General features: G+C 69.8%; 17 protein-coding genes. 8 read left to right on the top strand and 9 right to left on the bottom strand.

All coding sequences use genetic code 11. The annotated features are described in order from the left end of the window. Window positions 1–42: 42 nt before the first annotated feature. The gene (locus tag ISP17_RS12690; RefSeq protein ID WP_404633672.1) at window positions 43–1380 is read right to left on the bottom strand and encodes a replication-associated recombination protein A; all 1338 of its coding nucleotides are present in this window, start codon (window positions 1378–1380) and stop codon (window positions 43–45) included. Between the two features lie 227 nt (window positions 1381–1607). On the opposite strand from ISP17_RS12690, the gene ISP17_RS12685 reads away from it, so the two are divergent. Further along, window positions 1608–4676, top strand: coding sequence for a diguanylate cyclase (locus ISP17_RS12685; RefSeq protein ID WP_404633670.1), 3069 nt, complete (start codon window positions 1608–1610; stop codon window positions 4674–4676). On the opposite strand, the gene ISP17_RS12680 is transcribed toward ISP17_RS12685, so the two are convergent. From ISP17_RS12680 to ald, 4 genes are all read right to left on the bottom strand, one after another. Continuing rightward, complete coding sequence (locus ISP17_RS12680; RefSeq protein WP_404633668.1) at window positions 4666–5349, bottom strand: YoaK family protein; 684 nt, start codon at window positions 5347–5349, stop codon at window positions 4666–4668. The two genes, ISP17_RS12685 and ISP17_RS12680, sit on opposite strands and share 11 nt — an antisense overlap. An 8-nt stretch (window positions 5350–5357) precedes the next feature. Next, entirely contained in the window at window positions 5358–6017 is a 660-nt protein-coding gene (gene lolA / locus ISP17_RS12675) for an outer membrane lipoprotein chaperone LolA (protein WP_404633666.1), read from the bottom strand. A 183-nt stretch (window positions 6018–6200) separates the two neighbouring features. Next, a complete protein-coding gene (locus ISP17_RS12670) occupies window positions 6201–8534 on the bottom strand; it encodes a DNA translocase FtsK (protein ID WP_404633664.1) in 2334 nt (777 codons plus the stop codon). Between the two features lie 160 nt (window positions 8535–8694). Continuing rightward, window positions 8695–9753 carry an alanine dehydrogenase gene (gene ald / locus ISP17_RS12665; protein ID WP_404633662.1) on the bottom strand — a complete coding sequence of 353 codons (1059 nt, stop codon included), beginning with the start codon at window positions 9751–9753 and terminating at the stop codon, window positions 8695–8697. A gap of 220 nt (window positions 9754–9973) precedes the next feature. Here ald and trxB point away from each other — a divergent pair, with 220 nt between their 5' ends. The 3 genes from trxB to aat are packed head-to-tail and all read left to right on the top strand — an operon-like array spanning window position 9974 to window position 12831. Then, a complete protein-coding gene (gene trxB / locus ISP17_RS12660) occupies window positions 9974–10930 on the top strand; it encodes a thioredoxin-disulfide reductase (RefSeq protein ID WP_404633660.1) in 957 nt (318 codons plus the stop codon). Between the two features lie 21 nt (window positions 10931–10951). Next, window positions 10952–12109, top strand: a complete 1158-nt coding sequence (locus ISP17_RS12655) for a GNAT family N-acetyltransferase (protein WP_404633658.1) — start codon at window positions 10952–10954, stop codon at window positions 12107–12109. Then, a complete protein-coding gene (gene aat / locus ISP17_RS12650; RefSeq protein WP_404633656.1) occupies window positions 12106–12831 on the top strand; it encodes a leucyl/phenylalanyl-tRNA--protein transferase in 726 nt (241 codons plus the stop codon). The genes ISP17_RS12655 and aat overlap by 4 nt, the downstream gene beginning before the upstream one ends. Before the next feature lies 1 nt (window position 12832). On the opposite strand, the gene ISP17_RS12645 is transcribed toward aat, so the two are convergent. Then, window positions 12833–13552, bottom strand: a complete 720-nt coding sequence (locus tag ISP17_RS12645) for a class I SAM-dependent methyltransferase (protein ID WP_404633654.1) — start codon at window positions 13550–13552, stop codon at window positions 12833–12835. Further along, window positions 13512–14771 (bottom strand): flavodoxin-dependent (E)-4-hydroxy-3-methylbut-2-enyl-diphosphate synthase, encoded by a 1260-nt coding sequence (gene ispG, locus ISP17_RS12640; RefSeq protein ID WP_404633652.1) that lies wholly within the window; start codon window positions 14769–14771, stop codon window positions 13512–13514. The genes ISP17_RS12645 and ispG overlap by 41 nt, the downstream gene beginning before the upstream one ends. 166 nt (window positions 14772–14937) lie before the next feature. Between ispG and ISP17_RS12635 the strand changes: the two genes are divergently transcribed. Continuing rightward, window positions 14938–16128: a GAF domain-containing sensor histidine kinase gene (locus ISP17_RS12635; protein ID WP_404633650.1), complete on the top strand. Its 1191-nt coding sequence runs from the start codon at window positions 14938–14940 to the stop codon at window positions 16126–16128. 38 nt (window positions 16129–16166) lie between these two features. Here the strand turns inward: ISP17_RS12635 and ISP17_RS12630 are convergent, their stop codons facing one another. Then, window positions 16167–18113, bottom strand: a complete 1947-nt coding sequence (locus tag ISP17_RS12630) for an acetyl-CoA hydrolase/transferase C-terminal domain-containing protein (protein ID WP_404633648.1) — start codon at window positions 18111–18113, stop codon at window positions 16167–16169. A 52-nt stretch (window positions 18114–18165) separates the two neighbouring features. On the opposite strand from ISP17_RS12630, the gene ISP17_RS12625 reads away from it, so the two are divergent. The 3 genes from ISP17_RS12625 (at window position 18166) to ISP17_RS12615 (ending at window position 22664) form a co-directional block, all read left to right on the top strand. Continuing rightward, window positions 18166–19647 (top strand): phospholipase D-like domain-containing protein, encoded by a 1482-nt coding sequence (locus tag ISP17_RS12625; RefSeq protein WP_404633646.1) that lies wholly within the window; start codon window positions 18166–18168, stop codon window positions 19645–19647. A gap of 123 nt (window positions 19648–19770) precedes the next feature. After that, window positions 19771–21150, top strand: a complete 1380-nt coding sequence (xseA, locus tag ISP17_RS12620; protein ID WP_404633644.1) for an exodeoxyribonuclease VII large subunit — start codon at window positions 19771–19773, stop codon at window positions 21148–21150. A gap of 83 nt (window positions 21151–21233) precedes the next feature. Continuing rightward, window positions 21234–22664 carry an aldehyde dehydrogenase family protein gene (locus ISP17_RS12615; protein ID WP_404633642.1) on the top strand — a complete coding sequence of 477 codons (1431 nt, stop codon included), beginning with the start codon at window positions 21234–21236 and terminating at the stop codon, window positions 22662–22664. Between the two features lie 4 nt (window positions 22665–22668). Here ISP17_RS12615 and ISP17_RS12610 read toward each other — a convergent pair whose 3' ends face one another. Continuing rightward, the gene (locus tag ISP17_RS12610; protein WP_404633640.1) at window positions 22669–23439 is read right to left on the bottom strand and encodes a YdcF family protein; all 771 of its coding nucleotides are present in this window, start codon (window positions 23437–23439) and stop codon (window positions 22669–22671) included. Window positions 23440–23460 lie beyond the last annotated feature (21 nt).

Below are 23460 nucleotides of genomic sequence, written 5' to 3'. Positions count from 1 at the left end.
GGATCCACATCAAGAGCCAAGAGCATCGCCGCGCGCGGGCTCTTACTGGTTGCGCGCCTTGCGGCGGGCGTCGCGCAGGGCCAGCAGTTTTTCGCGCAGCTTCACTTCCAGGCCGCGCTCGACCGGCTCGTAGAACACGGTGCCGTCCAGTTCGTCCGGCAGGCACTGCTGGTCCAGTGCCACCCCGCCTTCGGCGTCGTGGTCGTACTGGTAGTTCTTGCCGTAGCCGAGGCCCTTCATCAGCTTGGTCGGCGCGTTGCGCAGGTGCATCGGCACGTCCAGCGTGCCGCCTTCGCGCACGGCGGCGCGCGCCTTGTTGTAGGCCATGTAGGCGGCGTTGCTCTTGGGCGCGATCGCCAGCCAGATCGCCAGTTGCGCCAGGCCCAGCTCGCCCTCGGGGCTGCCCAGGCGCTCGTAGGTGTCCCACGCGTCCAGCGCCATGCGCCAGGCGCGCGGCTCGGCCAGGCCGATGTCCTCCACCGCCATGCGCGTCATGCGCCGGGCGAGGTAGAGCGGGTCCACGCCGCCGTCGAGCATGCGGGTGAGCCAGTACACGGCCGCGTCGGGATCGGACGAGCGCACCGACTTGTGCAGTGCCGAGATCTGGTCGTAGAACTGCTCGCCGTTCTTGTCGAAGCGGCGGGTGCGGTCGGCCAGCACCTGTTCCAGCGTGGCCTCGCCGATGCTGCCGCCGTCGGCCAGCTCGGCGGCGATTTCCAGCAGGGTGAGCGCGCGGCGCACGTCGCCGTCGGCGGCCTGGGCGATCATGCGCAGCGAAGCGTCGGGCACTTCCAGCTGCAGCTCGCCCAGGCCGCGTTCGCTGTCGGCCAGCGCGCGGCGCAGCGCCTGCACGATGTCCTCGATCGACAGCGACTCCAGCACGTGCACGCGGCAGCGCGACAGCAGCGCGGAGTTCAACTCGAACGAAGGGTTCTCGGTGGTGGCGCCGATGAAAATGATCACCCCGCGCTCGATGTGCGGCAGGAAAGCGTCCTGCTGGGCCTTGTTGAAGCGGTGCACCTCGTCCACGAACAGCACGGTGCGCCGGCCCTGGGCGAAGTTGGCCTCGGCCTCGGCCAGCGCCTTGCGCACGTCGGGCAGGCCGGACAGCACCGCCGAGATCGCTTTGAACTCGGCCTCGGCGTAGCGCGCCACCAGCAGGGCCAGCGTGGTCTTGCCGCAGCCGGGCGGCCCCCACAGCACCATCGAGTGGATCTTGCCGGCCTCCAGCGCGCGGCGCAGCGCCTTGTCCGGGCCGACGATGCGTTGCTGGCCCACGATCTCTTCGAGGCTGCGCGGGCGCATGCGCTCGGCCAGGGGCTTGAGCGTGTCGGAGTCGCTGAACAGACCGCCGTCGGGGGTCAGGGGGGAACGTGCCATCGGACCATGATAAGCGATGGCCGATGCCGGCCTGTCTCGATAACGCAGCACGGCCGACCTACCCTACAACCGGCCTTCCAGCCGCTATCATGTGAGCCACATCACATTCCGAATCCGGTCCGCCTGGAGTGGACGCTGCCGATGCCTGGATCGACCCCGCTACCGATCGGATCCACCGCTTGGCACCGGCGTCGCTTCCCGTTCCGGAGCAAACGCGTGATCGCTGCATGAGGCGCTGGAGTCGCCGCATCCCGGGTGGGGGATTGCTCTTGATGCTGCTGGCCTGCCTGCTGGCGGTGCCGGCAGCGCGGGCGTGGACCGGGGCCGATCCGTGGGCGCCGTTCCTCACGCCGTGGTTCGAGCGCGTGGGCACCGCCGACGGCCTGCCCCACTCCGTCACCACCGCCGTGGTGCAGGACCGCCGCGGCCTGGTGTGGATCGGCACCATGGGCGGGCTGGTGCGCTACGACGGCTTCCGCCTGCAGATGTATGACGCGCAGGGCAAGGGCACCGACCTGCCCGACGCCTACGTGCGCAGCCTGCTCGCCCTGCCCGACGGCGGCGTGCTGGTGGGCACCAACGCGGGCGGGCTGGCGCGCTTCGACCCTGTGGGCAACCGCCTTCGCACCTACCCGACCGGCGTCGGCGGCACCAGCGACCGCAAGATCTACAGCCTTGCCGCGGACGGCTCGACCGGCGCGTGGATCGCCACCGACCGGGGGCTGGACCATCTCGACCTCACCCACGACACGATCACCCACGTCGACACCGGCGATGCCACGGCGCCCCGCAACTTCAGCGTGCTGCAGGACCGCCACGGAGACCTTTGGCTGGGCAATGACCGCGGCCTGTTCATGCGCCGACGCGGCGCGCAGGATTTCGTCCGCCCGACGCCTGCGACGGATGACGCCGCTGCGGCCACCGTGCTGCGCAACCAGGCCTGGGCCTTGCACGAGGACGCTGGCGGCCGGCTCTGGGTCGGCAGCGGCCAGGCCGGCGCGGCCTACCGCGACACCAACGGCCGCTGGCACGCGGTGCCGGGCTTCAGCCCGACGCCGGCGCAGGGCAACTTCGCCACGGTGCGGGCCTTTGCCGAATCCGGCGATGGCACCGAGTGGATCGGCACCGACGGCAGCGGGGTGCTGAGCTATCGCGCCGGCGATCCCGCCGTGCGGCACATCGCGCACGATGCCGCGCAGCCCTCCTCGCTGCCCGGCGATTCCATCCGCGGCCTGCTGCATGACGCGGCCGGCAATCTCTGGGTCGCCACCGACCTTGGTGTGGCGCACACCAACACCCGCGCCCGCATGGTCTGCACGCTGCTGCCCTCGCCGCTGGATGCGCGCGGCCTGGCCGACGCCAACGTGCATGCGATCCTGGTCGACAGCCGCCAGCGCATCTGGCTTGGGCTGGGGAACGGGCAGATCGACCTGATCGACCAGGGCGCGGGCACGATCCGCCACCTGCAACTGGACGGTCAGCAGCGGCACCGAGACGTGCAGGCCTTCGCCGAGATGCCCGACGGCACGATCTGGGTCGGCACCCAGGGGCTGGCCCGCATCGCGCCGGACACGCTGGCGATCACCAGCAACGTGGAGCCGCGCCTGGCCTCCCAGCCGGTGCTGAGCATGCGCCAGGTCGACGGCAGCCTGCTGCTGGGCACCTACGTGGGCGTGTACCGCTACACCCCGGCCACCGGGGCACTGGAACACTTTCGCCACGATGCGTCGGACCAAGGTTCACTGGCCAGCGACACGGTGCGCGAGATCGCGCGCGTCGACGGCCGCATCTGGTACGGCACCACCGGCGGCATCAGCGTGGCCGATCGCGCCGACGCCAATCGCGGCTTCCGCAACCTCAGCGAGCGCGACGGCAGCACCGGCAGCCTGCCGCAGGATTACATCGGCTCCATCGCCACCGATCCCGATGGCGGGCTGTGGGTCGCCACTTTCGGCGGCGTCGCACACCTGGCCAGCAGCCGGATCGACGGTGCGCCGCGCTTCCGCGTGCTGGGCACGCGCGAGGGCTTGAGCAGCGACAAGGTCAACGCGGTGCTGCCCGATGCGCACGGACACGTGTGGGCGAGCCTGTCCAACGGCGTGTCGATGATCGATCGGGCCAGCGGCAAGGTGTACAACCTCGGCGCCCGCGACGGATTGCACATCCCGAGCTACATCTACATCGCCGCGGCGCGCGCGCCCGATGGCGCGATCATGTTCGGCGGCCTGGGCGGCCTCACCATCGTGCGCGATCCCGACGCGACGGCCGCCGCCGAGCCGGTGCCCGCACCCTCCATCACCGCCGCCCGCATCGGCGGCATCGGCATGGCGCCGGGTGCGCTGCCTGATACGGGCCAGCCGATCCATCTGGACGGCGACAGCCGCAGCCTGCGGGTGGGGTTTGCCGTGCTCGACTACCGCGCCCTGCTGGAAACCCGCTACAGCTACCGCATGGAAGGCTTCGACGAGGGTTGGACCGACGTGCCGGCCGGCAGTCCGCCCAGCGCCGTCTACACCAACCTGCCACACGGCGATTACACCTTGCACCTGCGCGCCAGCACCCGCGGCATGCGGCCGGTCACGGTGGAGTCGACCTATCCGGTGGTGGTGGCGCCGCGCTGGTACGAGACGCTGTGGCTGCGCCTGCTGGTGCTGCTGCTGGGCGCGCTGCTGGTGGTGGCGGTGATTCACCTGCGTACGCTGTACCTGCGCCGGCAGGCCAAGCGGCTGCAGCGCCAGATCGACGAGCGCACGCGCGACCTGCAGGAGGCCAACGCCCGGCTCGACCAGCTCGCCGGCACCGACGAGCTCACCGGCGTCTACAACCGGCGCCGCTTCCTGGAACTGGCCGCGGGCGTGTGCGAACTGGCCGGCGACGGCGACGCCTGCCTCGCCGTGCTCGACCTGGACCGCTTCAAGCAGATCAACGACGGCCACGGCCACCTTGCCGGCGATGCGGTGATCCGCGCGGTCACCGACATCATCGTGGGGCAGTGCGCGCCCAACGACCTGGTGGGCCGCTACGGGGGCGAGGAGCTGGTGATCTGCATGCCCGACTGCGACGCCGCAAGGGCCATGCGTGCTGCCGAACGCATCCGCGACGCGCTGGCTGCCAGCACGGTGCACTACGACGACCATGCCATCCGCGTGACCACCAGCATCGGCGTGGCGGCGATCCGGCGCGGCGAGTCCGTCGAGCAGTGGCTCAGTCGCGCCGACGCGGCGCTCTACGAAGCCAAGCGCTGCGGCCGCGACCGCGTGGTGCTGGCGGCGGACGAGGCGAGCGTCAGGGCTTGAGCCGCTGCTCGGCCAGCATGGCGCGATGGCGATACACCGTATAGCCCAGTCCGACCAGCCCGGTGAGCACGGCCGGCACCAGCAGCACCTGCACGCCCATCCGCATGAAACCCAGCGTGCCGAGCACCGCACCGACGATGAAGTGGCTGGCCACCAGCACGCAGACGTGGATGCGCAGCATGTCCACCTCCAGCCCGCGCAGCCGCTGGCCGAGGTAGATGCCAAGGTCGGTGAAGATGCCGGACAGGTGCGTGGTACGGAACGTGGCGCCGCTGTAGGTGCTGACCATGGCGTTCTGCAGACCGCAGGCGGCGGAGGCGAGATAGATACCCAGGTCGTGCTGATGCGCGATCAGCGGCGTCGCCGCAAACAGCAGCACCGACTCCAGCATCAGCACCACGCCGTAGCGCCGCCCCAGCTGCAGCGTGCGCTGCTGCACGATGAAGCCGCTGCTCACCGCGCCGGCCAGGAAGGAAAGGATCGCCAGACCCCAGTGCGCGATGCCGCCCGCGTCCAGCCGCGCCAGTGCCAGGCCCAGCTCGGTGCTGGTGCCGGTGAGATGGGTGATGGGCTGGTGCCGAAAGCACAGGTAGCCGACCGCATTGATGCAGCCGGCCACCAGCGCCAGCAGGCCACCGCCAATCCAGGCCCAGCGCGGCAGCTGTCGCAGCATCCGGGCGGTCAGTCCTTCAGCGGCTGGGTGGTGATCACCGGCAGGTCGCCGATCACGTCGGCGCCGGCCGGCGGCACGAAGTTGAAGGTATCCGGGGCGATGGGCGCGTTGCGCTGCCAGCCGGAAAAGCGGATCTGCGTGGTCGAACCGAGCTGGTCGCGGAACACCATGCGGGCCAGACCGTTCGCGTCGAAGCCGAGGTCGGCGTAGTCGAACTGCGGATCCTTGTCCTTCGAGGTGAGGCGCAGCCAGGCCAGGCCGTCGTGCTCGCCCTGCTCGGTGACGGCGAAATCCTTGTCCATCTGCTTCAGGTCGGTGAGCACGGTGAGCGGGCTGTGCGATTCGGCCGAACTCTGCTTGCGCACGGTGACCTGCTCCAGCTCCGGGTCATACAGCCACACACGGCTGCCGTCGGCGACGATGGTCTGCTGGTACGGCGTCAGCGTCTCCCAGCGGAACTGGCGCGGCGCCTGCAACGCGAGCGTGCCGGCGCTGCCCTTGCCCGCCTTGCCATTGGCGTCGGTGAGGGTCTGGGTGAAGTGGCCGGTGAGCGAGTGCAGGTCGTGCGCGAAGGCATCGAGACGCGCGCGTGCAGGGCCGGTCGCGGCATGGGCCATGCCGGCCAGGGCGAAGAGCGAGGCGGCGGCGAAGGCAAGAATGGGTTTCATCGAAGACCGGGAGCACAGGATGGAGCGCCCATTGTAAGGCGGAAGGCTTAACCGCCGACACGCGCCCGGTCGCCTGACGCCCCGTTCCCCGTAGGAGCGCACCCTGTGCGCGACAGCCTTTCACCGGAATCCGCATCAGAGCGTTCGCGCACAGGGTGCGCTCCTACGGGGTGGCCCAACGGCTCACCCCTTCGGTGGCGGCGGCGCCAGCACCTCGCGATTGCCGTTGTGCTGGGGTGCGCTCACCACGCCGTCGGCCTCCATCTGCTCGATCAGCCGCGCGGCGCGGTTGTAGCCGATGCGCAGATGGCGCTGCACGCCGGAGATCGAGGCGCGCCGGGTCTGCGTGACGATGGCCACCGCCTTGTCGTACAGCTGGGTATCGGCGTCGCCCCCTTCCTCGCCATCCTGCGGGAGGCCGGCGTCGTTGATGAACTTGCCGTCGCTGGTGGCCTGCACCTCTTCCAGCACGCCTTCGATGTACTGCGGCGCGCCCTGCGAGCGCAGCCACGCCACCACGTTATGCACCTCGTGGTCGTCGACGAAGGCGCCATGCACGCGTTCGGGCGTGGCGGTGCCCGGCGGCAGGTACAACATGTCGCCGTGGCCGAGCAGCGCTTCGGCGCCGGATTGATCGAGGATCGTGCGCGAGTCGATCTTGCTCGACACCTGGAACGCGATGCGGGTGGGGATGTTGGCCTTGATCAGGCCGGTGATCACGTCCACCGACGGGCGCTGCGTGGCCAGCACCAGGTGCACGCCGGCGGCGCGCGCTTTCTGCGCGAGGCGGGCGATCAACTCCTCCACCTTCTTGCCGACGATCATCATCATGTCGGCGAACTCGTCGATGATGATCACGATGTACGGCAGCGGCTCCAGCGGCTCGGCCGCCAGGTTGGGCATCTCGGGGTTCGGCCGGAACAGCGGGTCGAGCAGCGGCTGGCCGGCGGACTCGGCGTCCTTCACCTTCTTGTTGAAGCCGCCCAGGTTGCGCACGCCCACCGCAGACATCAGCTTGTAGCGGCGTTCCATCTCGGCCACGCACCAGCGCAGCGCGTTGGCCGCTTCCTTCATGTCGGTGACCACCGGCGCCAGCAGGTGCGGGATGCCCTCGTACACCGAGAGCTCCAGCATCTTCGGGTCGATCATGATCATCCGCACGTCTTTCGGGCTCGCCTTGTACAGCAGCGAGAGCACCATCGCGTTGACCGCCACGGACTTGCCCGATCCGGTGGTACCGGCCACCAGCAGATGCGGCATCTTGGCCAGATCCGTGACCACCGGCTTGCCGCCGATGTCCTTGCCCAGCGCCAGCGCCAGCGGCGACTTCATCTGGTCGTACTTGTCCGAACGCAGGATCTCCGAGAGGTAGACGATCTGCTTGCGCGTGTTGGGGATCTCCAGGCCGATCACGTTCTTGCCGGGGATCACGTCGACCACGCGCACGCTCACCACCGACAGGCCACGCGCGATGTCCTTGTCCAGGCTGGACACCTGCGAGCCGCGCACGCCGGCCGCCGGCTCCAGCTCGAAGCGGGTGATCACCGGGCCGGGATACACGCCGACCACCTTGGCCTCGATGCGGAAATCCTTGAGCTTGAGCTCGACCTGGCGCGAGAGCACTTCCAGCGTTTCTTCCGAATAGCCCGGGCCTTGCGGCGGCGCCTCGTCCAGCAGCGACAGCGGCGGCAGCTCGCCCGGCTGGGCGGCGCCGACGAACAGCGGAATCTGGGTTTCCTGCCGAGCGCGATCGCTCTTCACCACCGGGGTGGGCGGCGCCTCAATGCGCACCGGCTCACGCTTGGCCTGCTTCACCGCCTCGGCCTTCTTCACGACCTCGCGCTCGCCGCGCGCCTGGCGGGCGGCCATCGCTGCCGGCGCCTCGCGCAGCTTGCCGCCGATCCAGTTGACCAGGCGCATCACCATGGCGCCGGTCCAGTCCATCAGACGGAACCACGACAGGCCTGTCGCCAGCGTCACCGCGATCAGGAACAGCGCCAGCAGCAGCAACGGTGCGCCGGTGGAACCCAGCGCGTTGAGCAGGGAGTTGCCCAGCCACTGCCCCGCCACGCCACCCACGCCCTGCGGCATCACCGGATCGGGGCGGCTGGCGTTGAGCGCGAACAACGCCGGCAGCGTGATGAAGAAGAACACGAAGCCGATCAGCCGCAGCGACGGCTCCCACGGATGCACCGCCCGCTCACCGCGATGGCGCAACACCTGCACGCCCAGCACCAGCAGCAGCAGCGGGAACGCATAGGCCACCAGGCCGAAGATGTAGCGCAGCAGGTTGGCGATGTTGGCGCCGATCGCCCCGCCGAAGTTGTGCGCGTGCTCCACCGTGCCGACGTGGCCCCAGCTCGGGTCCTGCTCGTTGTAGCTGAACAGGCAGACCAGCAGGTACAGCGCCAGCGGCAGCAACAGCAGCGCGCCGGCTTCGCGCAGGCGCCGCTTCAGTTCGTCGCTGAGGGCGGGCGTGGGGGTCTTGGCTTTCTTGACGTTCGCGCTACGCGCCACCGGGTCGGGCTTCCATCAGAATAGGTATTCGCCCAAGTCTACACAGGCGGCCCCACCTTCAGAAGCGCGCGGCACGGGGCGTCGGCCATGAAAAAGGCCGGACCCGAAGGCCCGGCCTCGATGCGCTGGTCGGCAGGCGACCCGCGACAGGTGCCGTCGATCAGCCCAGCAGCGCCGGATGCACCAGTTTGCCGCCGTCGACGTTGATGCCGGCCGCCAGCGGAGCGAACTGGCGCCACTCGTTGCCGGTCGCCAGACGCTGCACGTACGGCAGGATCGCCGCCGAGATCGCCACCGACGAGGTCTGCGGCACCGCGCCCGGCATGTTGGTGACGCAGAAGTGCGTCACGCCGTGCACGTCGTAGGTCGGCTCCTTCCAGGTGGTCGGGCGCGAGGTCTCGAAGCAGCCGCCCTGGTCGATCGAGATGTCGACCAGCACCGAGCCCTTCTCCATGGTCTTGACCATGTCCTCGGTGACCACGCGCGGCGCCTTGGCGCTGGGAATCAGCACGGCACCGACGACCAGGTCGGCGTTGCGCACTTCCTCGGCCACGGACGACTCGTAGGCGTACAGCGCGGTGACGTTGGGACCCATCGCCATCATCTCGGCAAGGCGGTCCTGGCGCTTGTCGAACACCACCACGTTGGCGCCGGCGGCGGCGGCCAGCGCGGCGGCGTTGCCACCGGCGGCACCGGCGCCCAGCACCACCACCTTGCCGCGCGGCGTGGAGGCCATGCCGCCCAGCAGCTTGCCCTTGCCGCCCTGCGGGCGATGCAGCAGCGTGGTGCCGATCTGGGTGGCGATGCGCCCGGCGATCACCGACATCGGCAACAGCAGCGGCAGACCACCGTTCTCCTCCACCGACTCGAACGCCACGCCGGTCAGGCCGATGTCGAGCAGGCTCTGGGTCAACGCCGGCTCGGCGGCCAGGTGCAGGTAGCAGAACAGCAGGTGGTGCTTCTTCAGCAGGGCCAGGTCACCGGCGATCGGCTCCTTCACCTTGACGATCAGCTCGCCCTTCTCGTACAGCGCCGCAGCATCCGGCACCACGGTGATGCCCTCACGGGTGTAGGCCTCGTCGGAGAAGCCGCTCTTCTCGCCGGCGCCCGCCTGGATGAAAACCTCGTGGCCACGGCGCACCAGATCGGCGGCGGCAGCAGGCACCAGGGCAACACGACCTTCGAGGGTCTTGGTTTCGGAAGGAATACCGATACGCATGGGGAAGCAGTCCTGTGGAGTTCGTCGCGACGGCACCAAAGCAGTGCCGGCTTGGGTTGGGAAAGCAAAGCCGCGGAACGCTTGAATCGGGCCGTGTGCTTCCCCATCCTTGCGGACTCAAGAGCACCGCCCTCCCTCTTCCGAATCGGTCGCGTCAACGTGCCGCTGGCCACCGGGCCGAAAGCGATCAAAGCTGTTCAGCAAACCCAAGGATTATCTCATGTCCGCAACGCCCAAGCACAGCCGCCTGCTGATCCTCGGCTCCGGCCCCGCCGGCTACACCGCCGCCGTGTACGCCGCCCGCGCCAACCTCAAGCCGACGCTGATCACCGGCCTGCAGCAGGGCGGCCAGCTGATGACCACCACCGAGGTGGACAACTGGCCCGGCGACGTTGAAGGCCTGCAGGGTCCGATGCTGATGCAGCGAATGGCCGAGCACGCTGAGCGTTTTCATACCGAGATGATCTTCGACCACATCCACCAGGTGGACCTGTCCAAGCGGCCCTTCACTCTCAAGGGCGACTCCGGCGAGTACACCGCCGATGCGCTGATCATCGCCACCGGTGCCACCGCCAAGTATCTGGGCATCGCCTCGGAAGAGAAGTTCAAGGGCAAGGGCGTGTCCGCCTGCGCCACCTGCGACGGCTTCTTCTTCCGCGAGCAGGACGTGGTGGTGGTCGGCGGCGGCAATACCGCGGTGGAGGAAGCGCTGTACCTGTCCAACATCGCCCGCAAGGTCTACCTGGTGCACCGTCGTGACACCCTGCGCGCGGAGAAGATCATGCAGGACAAGCTGTTCGCCAAGGCCGAGACCGGCAAGATCGAACTGGTGTGGAACCACGCGATCGACGAGGTGCTGGGCGACGACTCCGGCGTCACCGGCGTGCGGGTGAAGGCGGTGGACGGCGAGGCCACCCGCGACATCGAGGCCACCGGCTTCTTCGTGGCGATCGGCCATACGCCGAACACCGGCATCTTCCAGGGCCAGCTGGACATGCACGACGGTTACATCAAGACCCACAGCGGCCAGAACGGCATGGCCACGATGACCTCGGTGCCGGGCGTGTTCGCTGCCGGCGACGTGGCCGACCATGTCTACCGCCAGGCGATCACCTCGGCCGGCTTCGGCTGCATGGCCGCGCTGGACGCCGAGCGCTGGCTGGAACAGCAGAAGTAAGCACGGCGGAATAGTCCGGCCGTGCTCGAACCACGCTTCCACGACGCGATCGGCGAGATCGCGCCGCATGCGTGGGACAGCCTGCGGCCGGACGACAATCCGTTCGTCTCGCACGCTTTCCTCGCCGCACTGGAAACCACCGGCTGCATCCGCAACGAGTGGGGCTGGCAGGCCCATCACCTGGGCCTGTACGAAGGCGACACTCTGGTCGCCGCCGCGCCGCTCTACCTGAAAGGCAACTCGCACGGCGAGTTCGTGTTCGACTGGAGCTGGGCCAGCGCGTGGGAGCGCGCCGGTGGTGACTACTACCCCAAGCTGCTCAATGCGGTGCCCTACTCGCCCGTCACCGGGCCGCGGCTGCTGGCCGGGAACGGCCGCCACGCCGCGATGCTGCGCCAGGCGCTGGTCACGGCGATGCGCGGCGAGGTCGACCGACTCGGTCTGTCGTCACTGCACGCCAATTTCCTGCTCGACGACGAGCTGCCCGCCTTCGACGACGCCTGGCTGGCGCGCAGCGACGTGCAGTTCCACTGGCACAACCGCGGCTACGCGGACTTTGACGATTTCCTCGCTGCACTCAGCCACAAGAAGCGGAAGAACATCCGGCACGAGCGCGCGCAGGTTGCGCGCAGCGGCTTGCAGATCGAGATGCGCGGCGGCGCCAGCCTCGGCCGCGACGAATTGCGCCGCGTGCACGCGCTGTACGAAAACACCTTCGACGCCAAGGGAAACCACGCGGCGCTGACGCGGGCGTTCTTCCTGGCGCTGGGCAACACGCTGGGCGATGCCGTGCAGCTGGCGCTTGCGCGCGATGGCGGCGGCACCATCGTGGCGATGGCCCTGCTCATCCAGAGCACCGACACGCTGTACGGCCGCTACTGGGGTGCCAGCGTCGAGGTGCCGGGGCTGCATTTCGAGCTTTGCTACTACCAGGGTATCGCGCATGCGATCCGCCACGGCCTGCAGCGCTTCGAGCCCGGTGCGCAGGGCGAGCACAAGCTGGCGCGCGGCTTCCTGCCGGTGCACACGCACTCGCGCCACTACCTGGCGCATCCCCAGTTCCGCCGCGCCGTGCGCGACGCGCTGCTGCACGAGACGGCCTCGGTGCGGGCCTACGCGCAGGAGCTGCAGGCGCACAGCCCGTATGCCCACGGCCGCGATCCGGGCGAGATCGCATGATCCGCTTGCCGCTGCTGGATCACTGGCCGGCGGAGCGCTTTCCCGATCCCGCCGAGGCGCTGCACGAGCCTTCCGGCCTGCTCGCCTTCGGCGGCGACCTCTCGCCCGAGCGACTGCGCGCGGCCTATGCGCAGGGCATCTTTCCCTGGTTCAACGAAGGCGAGCCGATCCTGTGGTGGTCGCCCGATCCGCGCTGCGTGTTCCGCACCGCGCAGCTATGCCAACCGAACCGTTCGCTGCGCCGGCTGCTGGCGCGCTGTGGCTGGCAGGTCACCGTGGATCGCGATTTCGTCGGCGTGATGCACGCCTGCGCCGCGCCGCGCGACGGCCAGCCCGGCACCTGGATCAGCCCGGAGATGATCGACGCCTACGCCACGCTGCACGCCCGCGGTCATGCGCACAGCGTCGAGGTCTGGCGGGACGCGACGATGGTCGGCGGCATCTACGGCGTGATGTCCGGACGCCTGTTCAGCGGCGAATCGATGTTCAGCCGCGAAAGCGGCGGCTCCAAGGTGGCCTTGCTGGCGCTGGCCCGCCTGCTGCGCGACTGGGGCTGCCCGCTGCTCGACGCCCAGGTGACCAACCCGCACCTGCTGTCGCTGGGTGCCGAGGAGATGCCGCGGGCGGACTACCTGGCCGCGCTGCGCACTCTGGCCTACCAGCCGCTGGAGTCTTCCGACTGGACACGCGTGACGCCGATGGACGCCGCCACGCTGGCCTGAATCAACGCGGCACCAGGACGAAGATCACCGAGGCGGGCTTGCCGCTCTGCGGATCGATCGGTTCGCGCATCGACTCCAGCGTCAGCCCAGCCGCCGCGAAACTCTGCATCCAGCCGGCCAGCGTGCGGAAATACCACGGCGCCGCCTCGCCGAATCCCTCGCCGCAGCCGGCCCACGAACCCTCGCGCCAGCCGTCGCGATATTCGCCTTCGCCGCAGGCACTCCACGGATGCAGGGTCTGGATCAGCAGCCCGCCACCCGGCGCAAGCAACGCGGGGATTGCGCCGAGCAGGGCATCGACCGACGCCCCACCGAGCAGCGAGAAGTTGCACACCACCACGTCGGCCTGCTCGTGCAGCCCACCGGTGGCGATTGCCGCGTAGTCCATGGTGAGGAAACGTCCACCGCTGGCCGCGCGGGCCGACTCGACCAGCGCGGGCACCGCGTCAACGCCGAGGCCCTCGATACCGTGACGGGCCAGCGCACGCAGCAGCCAGCCCTCGCCGCAGCCCACGTCGATAATCCGTTTCGGGCGCCACGCAAGCACCGCTTCGACGATCGCCGCATCCGTCACCAGCCGGCGGCTGGCGATCGCCTGCTCGCGCACCGCCCGCGTCCATGGCGCGGCGTGGTCGTGCCAGACGCGCAGGATCGCCGTCTCGCGATCGACGCCCATCGCCTCAGCTGGCGCGCGAGGCGTAATGCGATTCAACGTACTCATCGAGGATTCCGATGAACTCGCTGGCGATGTTTTCTCCGCGCAGGGTCATGGCCTTCTCGCCGTCGATGAACACCGGTGCGGCCGGCGCCTCGCCGTTGCCCGGCAGCGAGATGCCGATGTTGGCGTGCTTGGATTCGCCCGGCCCGTTCACCACGCAGCCCATCACGGCCAGGGTGAGGTTCTCCACGCCGTCGTACTTCACCCGCCACAGCGGCATCTGCTCGCGCACGTGCGCCTGCACCGTCTGCGCCAGCTCCTGGAAGAACTCGCTGGTGGTGCGGCCGCACCCCGGACAGGCGGTGACCAGCGGCGTGAACGCGCGCAGGCCCATGGTCTGCAGCAGCTCCTGCGCGACGATCACCTCGCCGGTGCGCGCGCCGCCCGGTTCGGGCGTGAGCGAAATGCGGATGGTGTCGCCGATGCCTTCCTGCAACAGCACCGCGAGCGCAGCAGCCGAGGCGGTGATGCCCTTCGAGCCCATGCCGGCCTCGGTGAGCCCCAGGTGCAATGCGTAGTTGCCTCGGCGCGCGAGATCGCGATACACCGCGATCAGCTCCTGCACGCCGGACACCTTGGCCGACAGAATGATGCGCTCGCGCGGCAGGCCGATTCGCTCGGCCAGCGCGGCCGAATCCAGCGCCGAGCGGATCAGCGCCTCGCGCGCCACGTGGGCGGCGTCCCAGGGCTGCGCGCGCTGCGCGTTCTCGTCCATCAGCATGGCGACCATGGACTGATCCAGCGAACCCCAGTTGGCTCCGATGCGCACCGGCTTGCCGTACTCGATCGCCTTCTCGATGATCGCGCCGAACTGGGCGTCCTTCTTCTTGCCGAAGCCCACGTTGCCGGGGTTGATGCGGTACTTGGCCAGCGCCTCCGCGCAGGCCGGCTCGGCCTCCAGCAGCTGGTGGCCGTTGTAGTGGAAGTCGCCGATGATCGGCACCTCCACGCCCATCATCTGCAGCCGCTCGACGATGCGGGGCACCGCGGCAGCGGCCGCCGGCGTGTTGACCGTGATGCGCACCAGCTCCGAGCCGGCGCGGGCCAGTTCGGCGATCTGCCTGGCGGTGCTGGCCGCATCCTCGGTGTCGGTGTTGGTCATCGACTGCACGACGATCGGCGCGCCGCCACCGACGGTGACCTTGCCGATCTGCACGCCCACGCTGGGGCGGCGCGGCTCGGCTTGCGCGGGACGCGGGGCGGGCTGGGAAAGTTCGCTCATGGGGACCGGAATGACGCCTGCCGCAGGGAGTCGCGGCGAAGCGGCAAGAATAACCCAAGCCTCCCGGCCGCCCCAGCGCGGCACGTCGATCTGTAAACGCGTCGTCAAGATGCGCCGGCGGCGAGGTCACGCCGCGCACGCATCGCCGCCCCTAGCGTGAACGGCCATGCCAAGGACGCCCTCCCCCGCCGCTCCGGTCAGCGCGCCGCCCGTCGACACCCGCCGGATCGAGATGCTGCACAGCTACGGCGTGCTCGACGCCGCACCCGATGCCAGCTTCGACGACATCACCCTGATCGCCGCCAGCCTGTGCCAGACGCCGGTGGCGCTGGTCAGCCTAGTCGACCACGACCGCCAGTGGTTCATGAGCGAGCGCGGCCTGGGCGTCAACGAGACGCCGATCAGCCGCTCGTTCTGCGCGCACGCGATCCTGCAGGAGGACGTGCTGGTGGTGCCGGATACCCGGTTGGACCCGCGCTTCACCGACAACCCGCTGGTCACCGGGGATCCGCCGCTGTGCTTCTACGCCGGCGCCACGCTGCGCTCGCCCGATGGCGTGGCGCTCGGCGCGCTGTGCGTGCTCGATCACCGCCCGCGCCAGCTGCGCGAGGACCAGCTCGACAGCCTGCGCGCACTGGCCCGCCAGGTGGTGAGCCAGCTCGAGCTGCGCCGCACGCTCACGCTGGCGCGCGCTTCGGGCGACTACCGCGGGCGCATCATGGCGATCGCCGGCCACGACCTGCGCACGCCGCTGCGCACCGCCGTCTACGCGCTGGAGAAACTGCGCCGCGGCGATGCCGCCGACCCGGCACAACTGGTGCAGATCGCGCAGGACGCGCTGATCGAGGTGGGCAATGAATTCGACGATCTGGCCGCGCTGTCGGGTAACGACGAGACCACCACGCTGCCCACCCTGGTCGACCTGCCGCTGGAAGAAGTGCTGCATCCGGTGCTGCTGCGCTGGCGTCGCCAGGCCGAGCTCAAGGGGCTGCACCTGCGCGCCGTGCCCACCTCGCTGATCGTGCACAGCCACCGCGCGCTGCTGGCGGCGCTGGTCGGCAACCTGGTCGGCAACGCGGTGAAGTACACGCCGCGCGGCTCGGTGCTGGTCGGCGCGCGGCGACAGGGCAGCCACGCCGTGATCACCGTGGCCGATACCGGTATCGGCATGGACGAGGCGCAGGCCGAACAGATGTTCGGCGCGTTCCAGCAGGCCGACGCGCGCAACGAGGGGCTGGGTTTGGGTTTGTGGATCGTGCGGCGCACCGCCGACACGCTGGGCTATCCGGTGCAGCTGCGTTCGCGGCCGGGACGCGGCAGCTGCTTCACCGTCAGCGTGCCGCTGGCCACGCCGTAGCGTCAGACAGCCGGCCCGCTCTCGACCCGCGGCTGCACTCAGTTTTCGCCGTGCCGCAGAGCCGCCTGCAGCAAACGACGCTGCAGGCGATCGGCCAGCGATCCGCCGCGCTTGAAACCCATCCGCGTCAGCGCCTCGGACTCGCCGGCCCGCGGCTCGCCCGGCTTCGCCATCGCGCGCAGGATCTGCAGCCGGCCGCGCCACGTGCGGCTGTTCGCCTTGAGCCAGCCCAGCGCCGGCAGCAGCCGTTGCTCGACCTCGGTGAAGTCGCTGCCGAACGGAAAGGTAGGCGTGAGCCCGCGCTCGCGCAGCGGCGCCAGTGCTTCGGTGAGCACCTCCGGACGATGCCGGCGCCACGCCTCCGGCACCGTGAAATCCGCGCGCAGCTTGCGGTGGGATTTCGCTTCCGCGGCCAGTGCGTCGACAAAGCGTGCGTCGCAGATCGACAGCATCGCTTCGACGCATTCCTCGTCGGTCTTGCCGCGCAGGTCGGCCACGCCGTATTCGGTGATGAACAGGTCGCGCAGGTGGCGCGGAATGGTGCTGGCGCCGTAGTTGAAGCGGATGTTGGTCTCCGTGCCGTGCGCGCCCTCGCGGGTGGAGCGCAGCAGCAGCGCCGAGCGCCCGTCCGGCAGCTCGTGCGCCATCGCCACGAAGTTGTACTGGCCGCCCACGCCGCTGACCACGTGACCGTCTTCCAGACCGTCGGACACCGCCGCGCCGGTGAGCGTGGCCATCATGCAGGTGTTGAAGAAGCGCGCGCCGCGGCGCTGCAGGCTGGCCAGCACCTGGTGGTCGCCATAGAGCTGGTTGACGTTGGAGACGCGGCACATGTCGATCGCGTCGGGGTCCGCCGCCTCGGTCTCGTGCAGCCAGCGGTACAGCTCGCGGGAGCCGAGGAAGAACGCGCCACGCAGGTAGTGCCCGCCCGGCGCGGACTCCGGCAGCCGCCCGATCGCCGCGGCGCGCTCCAGCGCCAGGTTGTCCCACGAGCGGCGCTTGAGGATGCCGCCCCGCTGCAGATGCATGAAGCCGTCCATCACCATCTCGCTGGCACCGTACAGGCCGCGCTGGAACGGCTCCATCCCGCCCAGCGAGAGCGCCAGCGTGTGGGTGACGTAGCCGGTATCCAGCGCCTCCAGCGCGGCGCGCCAGGCGAGGTTCTCACGCTGGCGCAGCAGCAGCGCCTGCACCAGCGCATCGGACAACGCGCCGATGCCGATCTGCAGGCAGCCGCCGTCCCTCACCAGCGCACTGGCATGCAGGCCGAGCGCGTACTCGGCTGCCGTCACCGGCTGGCGCGGCAGCGCGAACAGCGGCGGCGAGCGCCGCGGCGCCAGCTCGATGTCGAAATAGTCCTGCGGCACCTCGGCATTGCCGGACAGGTACGGCATGTCCGGATGCACCACCGCCACGCACAGCGGCCGCGGCTTGCCGTTGGCCACCGCACGCTCGAGGAAATCCAGCGTGAGATCCGGGTTGCTGGACAGGCTGTAGCGCACGCCGTCGGGCGTCTGCCGGCGCGCCACCAGCTGCACCAGCAGGTTGATGTCCTGCACCGCCAGGTCACGCGCCACGTGGGTGTAGTTCTGGCTGATGTAGCTGCGCTGTGCGCTGCCCGAATGCAGCATGGCGCCGGACTGCATGTAGAACTCATGCACCGCCACGTTGGGCGGCAGCGCATCGCGCGCCTGGTCCAGCGCGTACTGCGGATCGACCGCATCGGCGCCGAAGTGGCGCTCCAGGAACGGCCCGAGGAACCGCGCCTCCAGTCCCGGTTTCGGTTGCGGGCGGGTGAGCGACAGCGCGGTGTAGAGGGTGAGCGAGCGCGCTGGCTGGGATGCGATCAGCGCATAGATCGCGTTGAGCAGGTCGTGCGGTTTGCCGAGGCCGAGCGGCGCGGCCACGCGCAGGTCCGGACCGAGCCGGTCGGCGATCACCTGGGCGCAGGCGGACGTGTCCGTGTATCGCTGCTGGAGAGGCATGGCCGGATCATGCCAGAAGCGTCTTTCACCGAGCATGCCCTAGACTGATCGCATGGCTGCATCTCCACTGGACACTTCCCGCCCCGACCGTCTCATCGCCGCCCAAGCGCTCAGTCGCGCCGCCGGCGCACCGCTGCTCACCGGCAACGCGGTGGAGTTGCTGATCGATGCCGCCGTGCACTACCAGCGCTGGCTGGCGGCGATCCGCCACGCGCGCCAGCGGGTGCTGCTGGAGAATTACATCATCCGCGACGACAGCGTGGGCCGCGCCTTCCGCGACGCGCTGGTCGAGCGCGCGCTGGGCGGCGTGTTCGTCGCCGTGGTGTGCGACTGGGTCGGCTGCCTGGGGCAGTCCGGCGCCGCATTCTGGAAGCCGCTGCGCGATGCCGGCGGCCAGGTGCGCGTGTTCAACCGCCCGCAGCTGGGCAAGCCGTTCGGCTGGATCAGTCGCGACCATCGCAAGGTGCTGGTGGTGGACGGCGAACTGGGCTTTCTTTCTGGCGTGTGCATCAGCGAGAAATGGCTGGGCGATCCCTCGCGCGGTGTGGCGCCGTGGCGCGATACCGGCGTGGCGCTGCGCGGTCCGGCGGTGGCCGAGGTGGAAGCGGCCTTCGCCCGCAGCTGGGCCGGCACCGGCGCACCGCTGCCGCGCTGGCCCGCCGCGGTACCGCAGGAGCCGCCGGGCAAGGTGGCGCTGCGGGTGATCGCCACCGAGCCGTCCACCGCGGGCCTGTATCGGCTGGACCAGCAGATCGCCGCGATGGCGCGCAAGACGCTTTGGCTCACCGACGCCTACTTCGTGGGCGTGGCGCCCTACGTGCAGGCACTCGCCGCCGCCGCGCGCGATGGCGTGGACGTGCGCCTGCTGGTGCCGGGCAGCAGCGACATCCCGATGGTCGCTGGCATGTCCCGCTCCGGTTACCGGCCGCTGCTCAAGGCCGGCGTGCGGGTATTCGAGTGGAACGGCTCGATGATCCACGCCAAGACGGCGGTGGCCGACGGCATCTGGGCGCGAGTCGGCTCGTCCAACCTCAACGTGGCCAGCTGGCTGGGCAACCGCGAGATCGACGTGGCGGTGGAAGACGAGGGCTTCGCCCGCCAGCTCGCCGAGCAGTACGAGATCGACCTGGGCAATGCCACCGAGATCGTGCTGGCCCCGCGCCGGCGCATTCGCGGCGAACGCGTGCAGCGCTCCGGCGACGATCCGGCCGTGCGGCTGCGTCGCGCCGTGCGCCGTCCGCGCGGCGGCAACGGCAGCTCCGGTCGGGCCGCGGCCAGCGCCCTGCGCCTGGCCAACACGGTAGGTGCGGTGCTGACCGATCGGCGCGTGCTCGGCGACACCGACACCAGCCCGCTGGTAGTCGGCACCGTGGTGCTGGCGGTGATCGCGGTGATTGCCGCCCTGTGGCCGGCAGTGATCGCCTGGCCGCTGGCGCTGCTGGCCGCCTGGTTCGCGCTCAATCTGGCGGTGCGCGCATGGCGCACCCGGCAGGCGCATCGCGAGCGCCGGCAGGACGACGAGGACGAGTCCTGAGCCCACCCAGGCCAGTCGTTCTTCATGTTTATCATGAGGTTGCTGGACTTGTGTGAGAAAGCGCGGGCAGGTCGCTGCGCAAGCACATGTTGTGCGTCACCTTCGTGCTAACCTCCCGCGCTCATGTCCGCCTTCGACCCCTTCTCCAGGCGTGGCCACGCGTCCGACGATGACGCCGCCGCACCGCGCCGCATCCTCACGCCCAGCACGCTGAACCGGCTGGTGCGGGGGCTGCTGGAGGACGCGCTGCCGATGGTGTGGATCGAGGGCGAGCTGTCCAACGTGGCGCGCCCGGCCTCCGGCCATCTGTACTTCACGCTCAAGGACGCCGGCGCCCAGGTGCGCTGCGCCATGTTCAAGCTGAAAAGCAGCCGGCTTACCTTCAAGCCGGTGGACGGCATGCAGGTGCTGGTGCGGGCCAAGGTGGGTCTGTACGAGCCGCGCGGCGAGTTCCAGCTGGTGGCCGAGAGCATGGAACCGGCCGGCGAGGGCGCGCTGCGCCGCACGTTCGATGAGCTGAAGGCGAAGCTCGACGCCGAAGGCCTGTTCGACCCGGCGCGCAAGCGGCCGCTGCCGCGCTACATCCGCCGCCTCGGCGTGATCACCTCGGCCACCGGCGCGGCGATCCGCGACGTGCTCAGCGTGCTCGGCCGGCGCTGGCCACTGCTCGAAGTGGAGGTATTGCCGGTGCCCGTGCAGGGCAAGGAGGCGCCGCCGGCGATCGTGGCGATGCTGCGCAAGGCCTCGGCCAGCGGCCGTTACGACGCGCTGCTGCTGACCCGTGGCGGCGGATCGCTGGAAGACCTGTGGGCGTTCAACGACGAGGCCGTGGCCCGCGCCGTGCACGCCAGCGCGGTGCCGGTGGTGAGCGCGGTGGGCCACGAGGTGGACTTCAGCATCGCCGACTTCGTCGCCGACCTGCGCGCGCCGACGCCCTCGGCCGCCGCCGAACTGCTGGTGCCCGATGCGGCGCATCTGTCGCGGCAACTGAAGCTGTTGCGCCAGCGCATCGCCACCGTCCAGCAGCGCCGCCAGCAGACCTTGGCGCAGCGCGTGGATCACCTGCTCGCCCGGCTCAACGCGCAGCGTCCGCAGGCGCGCCTGGCGCGCGATCGCGAGCGGCTGGTCAACCTGCATCGGCGCCTGCTTGCCGCCGGCGCGGTCGGCCAGCAGCGGCGCGATCGCCGACTGGAACAACTGCACGGCCGGCTGCTCGCCCAACACCCGCGCCATCGACTCGCCCTGCTCGCGCGCCGACTGGCGGAACTCGATCCGCGCCTGCGTCGCGCCATCGCACGCATGCTGGAACGCAAGCGGCTCACGCTGGGCCAGATCGCCCGCGCGCTGCATGCGGTGAGCCCGCTGGCCACGCTCGATCGCGGCTACGCCATCGTGTTCGACGCGCGGGGCAAAGTGCTGCGCTCGGCCACCGACGTGAATGACGGCGATACTCTGCGCATCCGCCTCGCCGACGGCGAACTGCCCGCACGCGCCGGCGACTGATCGCCGCCCTCCACGCGCGCACCACGCCCGTCGCCGCACACTGACTTCTGCCCTTTCGCCACCGGCCTGCACCGGGAGTCGCCATGCTTGCCAAGACCTACCCCTACTACCTCGCCAACCGCCCGCAGACCTCGAAGACCATGCTGGACGTGCGCGACAAGTACAGCGGCAAGGTCGCCACGCGCGTGGCAGTGCCCGACGCCAAGGCCACCGAAAAGGCGATCGCCGCCGCGGTGACGGCCGCGCCCGCGATGCGTGCGCTCAAGCCGTGGCAGCGCCAGGCCGTGCTGCAACATTGCGCCGAGCGTTTCGCCGAACGCCACGACGAACTCGCCCAAGCACTGTGCGTCGAGGCGGGCAAGCCGATCAAGGATGCCGCCGGCGAAGTCACCCGCCTGATCGAAACCTTCCGCATCGCCGCCGAGGAAGCCGTGCGCATCAACAGCGAGACGATCAACCTGGAACTGGCCGGCCGTCTGGACGGCTATCGCGGCTACACGCGCCGCGTGCCGCTGGGGCCGGTGAGCTTCATCACACCGTTCAACTTTCCGCTCAACCTCGTCGCGCACAAGGTGGCCCCGGCGATCGCGGCGGGCTGTCCGTTCGTGCTCAAGCCCGCCGAGAAAACGCCGATCGGCGCGCTGATCATCGGCGAGGTGCTGGCCGAGACCGAGCTGCCGAAGGGCGCGTTCTCCATCCTGCCGCTGGACGGCGCCCATGCCACGCCGCTGGTCGAGGACGAACGCTTCAAGCTGCTCTCCTTCACCGGCGGCCAGATCGGCTGGGAGTTGAAAGCCCGCGCCGGACGCAAGAAGGTCACGCTGGAACTGGGCGGCAACGCCGCCTGCATCGTCGACGCTGACCAGGGCGACCGGCTCGACCACGTGGTGGAGCGGCTGGTGTTCGGCGCGTTCTATCAGTCCGGCCAGAGTTGCATCAGCGTGCAGCGCATCTATGCCCACGTGGACATCTACGACGCGCTGAAGCGCAGGCTGGTCGCCGCGGTGAAGAAGCTCAAGGCCGGCGATCCTAAGAAGAAGGACGTGTTCCTCGGCCCGATGATCGACGAAGCTGCCGCCGAACGCCTGCATGGCTGGATCACTGAAGCCCGCCAGGCCGGCGCCAAGCTGCTGTGCGGCGGCAAGCGCGAGGGCGCCATGCTCGAGGCCACGCTGATGGAAGACGTGCCGCGCGAGGCCAGGGTGAACCGGCTGGAAGCGTTTGGTCCGTTCGCCCTGCTCGCTCCGTTCCGCTCATTCGACGAGGCGGCGGTGCTGGTCAACGACTCGGACTTCGGCCTGCAGGCCGGCATCTTCACCAACCGGCTCGACCACGCCATGCGCGCGTGGGACGAGCTGGAGCAAGGCGGCGTGGTGGTCAACGACGTGCCCAGCTTCCGCGTCGACAACATGCCCTACGGCGGCGTGAAGCTCTCCGGCCTGGGCCGCGAGGGCGTGCGCTATGCCATCGAGGACATGAGCGAAATCCGCCTGATGGTGATGCGCGAGGGCTGAGCCCTCATCGCGCCGCGGGAATCAGCGGCGCGGTCACCGGCGGCGCGTTCTTGCCCAGCGCGTTGTACACGCGATAGCGCACCAGCCCGATGTATTCGTGCAGCGCCGCGTCGAACAGCGCGGCGTTCCACGCCTGCGGCAGCCATGAGGGCACGGCGCGCACCAGGTCGCCGCGCACCGGCTCGGGCCGGATACCGAAATGCGCGAAGTACAGCAGGCTGCGCCGCAGGTGCAGGCCCGAACTCACCAGCAGCACCCGCTGCGGCTGGTAGGCCAGCAGCAGCGGGCGACTGAACTGCGCGTTCTGCCAGGTGCTGAGGCTGCGCTGCTCGAGCATCAGGTCGGCCGCCGGCACGCCCAGCGCAAGCAGCAGATCGCCGTACACCGCCGCCTCGCTGTGCCCGTTATGCAAGGGATCGCCGCCGCTCGCCAGCACCTTGCAGTCGTTGCCGGAGGCGTGGCACTGGCGATACAGCACCGCCGCGCGCGCGATGCGACCGTAGCCGTACAGCGGCGGCTCGGCCTGTCCCTCCACATCGCGCACGGTGCCGGCACCCAGCAGCAGGATCACGTTGCGCGCGGCCCACGGCGCGGAAGGCTGCGTGGTGTATCCGGTCTGCAGCCGGTCGAGCATCCAGCCGGGCAATGGCCCATCGCCCACCGCCAGCGTGCCGGCCAGGGCCACCAGCACTACCGCGACGCTGCCACGGCGATACCCGCGCCACGCCAATCCACCCGCCAGCAACACCAGCATCCCAAGCACGGCCAGACTCATCGTCGCCTCCCGCAAAACGCG

The organism is Dyella ginsengisoli, assembly GCF_044904665.1.
Lineage (GTDB): Bacteria > Pseudomonadota > Gammaproteobacteria > Xanthomonadales > Rhodanobacteraceae > Dyella_A > Dyella_A ginsengisoli.
Note: the sequence above shows the minus strand (reverse complement) of the source record. Positions and strands in the feature narration are given on the sequence as shown.

Excerpts from the sequence above, each read along its gene's own strand:
- ISP17_RS12690 (WP_404633672.1), bottom strand. The coding sequence starts at position 1,380 with ATGGCACGTTCCCCCCTGACCCCCGACGGCGGTCTGTTCAGCGACTCC.
- ISP17_RS12685 (WP_404633670.1), top strand. The coding sequence starts at position 1,608 with ATGAGGCGCTGGAGTCGCCGCATCCCGGGTGGGGGATTGCTCTTGATG.
- ISP17_RS12680 (WP_404633668.1), bottom strand. The coding sequence starts at position 5,349 with ATGCTGCGACAGCTGCCGCGCTGGGCCTGGATTGGCGGTGGCCTGCTG.
- lolA (WP_404633666.1), bottom strand. The coding sequence starts at position 6,017 with ATGAAACCCATTCTTGCCTTCGCCGCCGCCTCGCTCTTCGCCCTGGCC.
- ald (WP_404633662.1), bottom strand. The coding sequence starts at position 9,753 with ATGCGTATCGGTATTCCTTCCGAAACCAAGACCCTCGAAGGTCGTGTT.
- trxB (WP_404633660.1), top strand. The coding sequence starts at position 9,974 with ATGTCCGCAACGCCCAAGCACAGCCGCCTGCTGATCCTCGGCTCCGGC.
- aat (WP_404633656.1), top strand. The coding sequence starts at position 12,106 with ATGATCCGCTTGCCGCTGCTGGATCACTGGCCGGCGGAGCGCTTTCCC.
- ISP17_RS12645 (WP_404633654.1), bottom strand. The coding sequence starts at position 13,552 with ATGAGTACGTTGAATCGCATTACGCCTCGCGCGCCAGCTGAGGCGATG.
- ispG (WP_404633652.1), bottom strand. The coding sequence starts at position 14,771 with ATGAGCGAACTTTCCCAGCCCGCCCCGCGTCCCGCGCAAGCCGAGCCG.
- ISP17_RS12635 (WP_404633650.1), top strand. The coding sequence starts at position 14,938 with ATGCCAAGGACGCCCTCCCCCGCCGCTCCGGTCAGCGCGCCGCCCGTC.
- ISP17_RS12630 (WP_404633648.1), bottom strand. The coding sequence starts at position 18,113 with ATGCCTCTCCAGCAGCGATACACGGACACGTCCGCCTGCGCCCAGGTG.
- ISP17_RS12625 (WP_404633646.1), top strand. The coding sequence starts at position 18,166 with ATGGCTGCATCTCCACTGGACACTTCCCGCCCCGACCGTCTCATCGCC.
- xseA (WP_404633644.1), top strand. The coding sequence starts at position 19,771 with ATGTCCGCCTTCGACCCCTTCTCCAGGCGTGGCCACGCGTCCGACGAT.
- ISP17_RS12615 (WP_404633642.1), top strand. The coding sequence starts at position 21,234 with ATGCTTGCCAAGACCTACCCCTACTACCTCGCCAACCGCCCGCAGACC.
- ISP17_RS12610 (WP_404633640.1), bottom strand. The coding sequence starts at position 23,439 with ATGAGTCTGGCCGTGCTTGGGATGCTGGTGTTGCTGGCGGGTGGATTG.